This is a genomic window from Candidatus Cloacimonadota bacterium, assembly GCA_011372345.1.
Lineage (GTDB): Bacteria > Cloacimonadota > Cloacimonadia > Cloacimonadales > TCS61 > DRTC01.
In genome coordinates, this window is record DRTC01000326.1 from 1 (window position 1) to 2,426 (window position 2,426).

The 2,426-nt window shown below is 30.0% G+C and carries 1 protein-coding gene; it reads left to right on the plus strand.

The window, feature by feature from the left end; translation table 11 throughout:
* Positions 1–57 precede the first annotated feature (57 nt).
* A partial coding sequence (locus ENL20_06310) for a tetratricopeptide repeat protein (protein HHE38167.1) occupies positions 58–2,426 on the plus strand: 2,369 nt, incomplete at its 3' end.

Genomic DNA, 2,426 nt, shown 5'->3' on the forward strand with positions numbered 1-2,426 from the left:
GAGGATTCATTTTTTTTTTCTCATTTATCGTCAAGAATATTTTTATGTAAAACTTTTATGCAAAATCAAAAACAAATCAAAATTGACACAAATACCTTTTCTCAAACTTTGGAAATTATTTTGGAGGAATTAATGAAATTTATATTATCGTTGATTTTATTAATGTTGATGATAAATCTAACAGGTGATTTTCGTTTTGGAAAAGAACTTTTCGAAGACGGACTTTATGAAGAAGCAATTCTCGAATTCGAGAAAACTATTACTTCTTTTCCAACTTCAGAAGATGCTCAACGATCGCTTTTTTATATTGGCGAATGTTTTTTTGAAGGAGAGAAATTCAAACAAGCAGAAGAAAAATATTCAAGTTTGCTTGATGGTTATCCCAACAACTCCTTCAAAGATAGAATTCTTTTTAAACTGGCTCTGACTCAATTCAAACAAAACAAGTTTGATGTATCCATCGAAAACGCCGAGATTTTAATTAATAAATATCCGCTATCTTCCTTTACGGAACAGGCTTTACCTTTTTTTATCCAAAGTTATTTTGAGCAAAAAGATTTTGAAACTGTCATTACTAAAGGACAGAAACTGATCAAAGATTACGAGAAAAGCAGTCAGATTCCCGAAATTTTACTGTGGATGGCAAAAGCATATTTTGCTCAAAATGAACAGATTGAAGGTGAAAACGCTTTATCTAGAATAATTACTGAATATCCGGATTCGCATGCTCGCTGGAAAGCCTTGCAGTTAGAAATCGAATTATTGGTAGAAAAAGAAGGAACAGCAAAAGCAGCAGCTGAACTTGCTTCAAAGTTGGGCGAGAATGTTCCCCGTCAATATGAAGAAGAACTTCGCCTGAAACTTATCGATTATTACTTCGATCTTGAAGAGTATGAGCAGGCATATAAAAATGTGAATGAATTGATGCAGAAATTTGATAATTCTTCGCAACTGGATTTTTATATAATTCTCAAAACCGAATGCCAGCTGAAACTTAAGAATTATGAGGAAATACTTACTGACGAAAAAGATTTCAGGAAAGTTTTTAAAGAGAGCGATTACAAAGAGAATTATGAATTGAATCTTGCCAGAGCAGAATATTATTTGAGAAATTATCAAAAAGCAAATGATAAAATAAACGAGATTTTAGACATTTCCAGAAATGATTCGATCATTTATGAAAGCAAATTACAGCTGGCTCAAATTTTAGAAGAAACCGATAAATTCAATTCTGCAGTAATTTCCTATAAAGAACTTTTAAATTCTGAATATGCAAAAAAGGATCGTCTTCTTTTTGATATTGGAAATATTTATTTTGAGAAATTTAAGGATTATCGAACTGCCATAAAATTTTATCAGCAAATAATTATGCAATTTTCCAAATCAGAATATCAGATTAAAGCGATTTATCAAACCGCACTTTGTTATGAAAAAATGAATAAAATTGGAGATGCAATTAATGAATTCGCTCAAATCGATTTGGAAAAAATTGATAATGAAAAATTTAAACGGGATATTGTATCAAAAAAAGAATATCTTATTAAATTCAGAAGAAAAAATTATGAATCTGCTTTCAATAAATTGTTGAATTCAATCTATACTTTTTTGGAGAGTGATAATAAGGAAAACCTGCAGAATGAAATTATCAGTATCCTCTCCGATGATCTAAATGAACTTGAAACAGCAGAGAAACTCATTGCAGACAAGGGAAGTCCTGAATACATCTATTTTAAAGCAAATATTTATTTAAAAAGAGCGGAAAAAGCAAAAACCGAAGAGAAGAGTTTAGAGTTTGAAAAACATCTGAAAAAAGTTGATGATCTGATTACTACATTAAATCCACAAACACATAAACAGTGGATCAACGAACTGAATCTAGAAAAAGAATTACTTCTGAATAAAAAAGTTTCAGCAGATATAATCAGCAGAATGGAAAAATTTATTATAGATTTTCCTGATTCAAAAATGAATAACAAATTCATTCTCGAAATTATAAAGTTTTGTTCCAAACAGGAAAATAAAGAAAAAATGTTTAAGTATATCGAAATTTTAACTTTGGATAAGACCATTAGCGAATACGATTTTTATCGTAATAAACTCGAACTGGCAGAACATTACTATCTGAAAAAAAATCATTTGTATGCTCGGGAAAATTATGAAATTGCCCAATCGGAAATCACTATCCGCAAACCTGAAATTTACTATCATTATGCAGTTTCCTTGAATGAAATAGGAGAAAAAGAACAAGCGATTTCAAAGCTTGTATTTCTGGTAAATAATAGAGGAGATTTTAATGAATTTGAAGAAGCAGTTAAATATCTAATTGGAATTTTTCAAGAAAAAGGAAAATTCGAGGAAGCCATAAAATACTCTCTCCAGATTCCAGAAAATAGTAGGAATGATGATTTTTATGCAGATCTGTATGA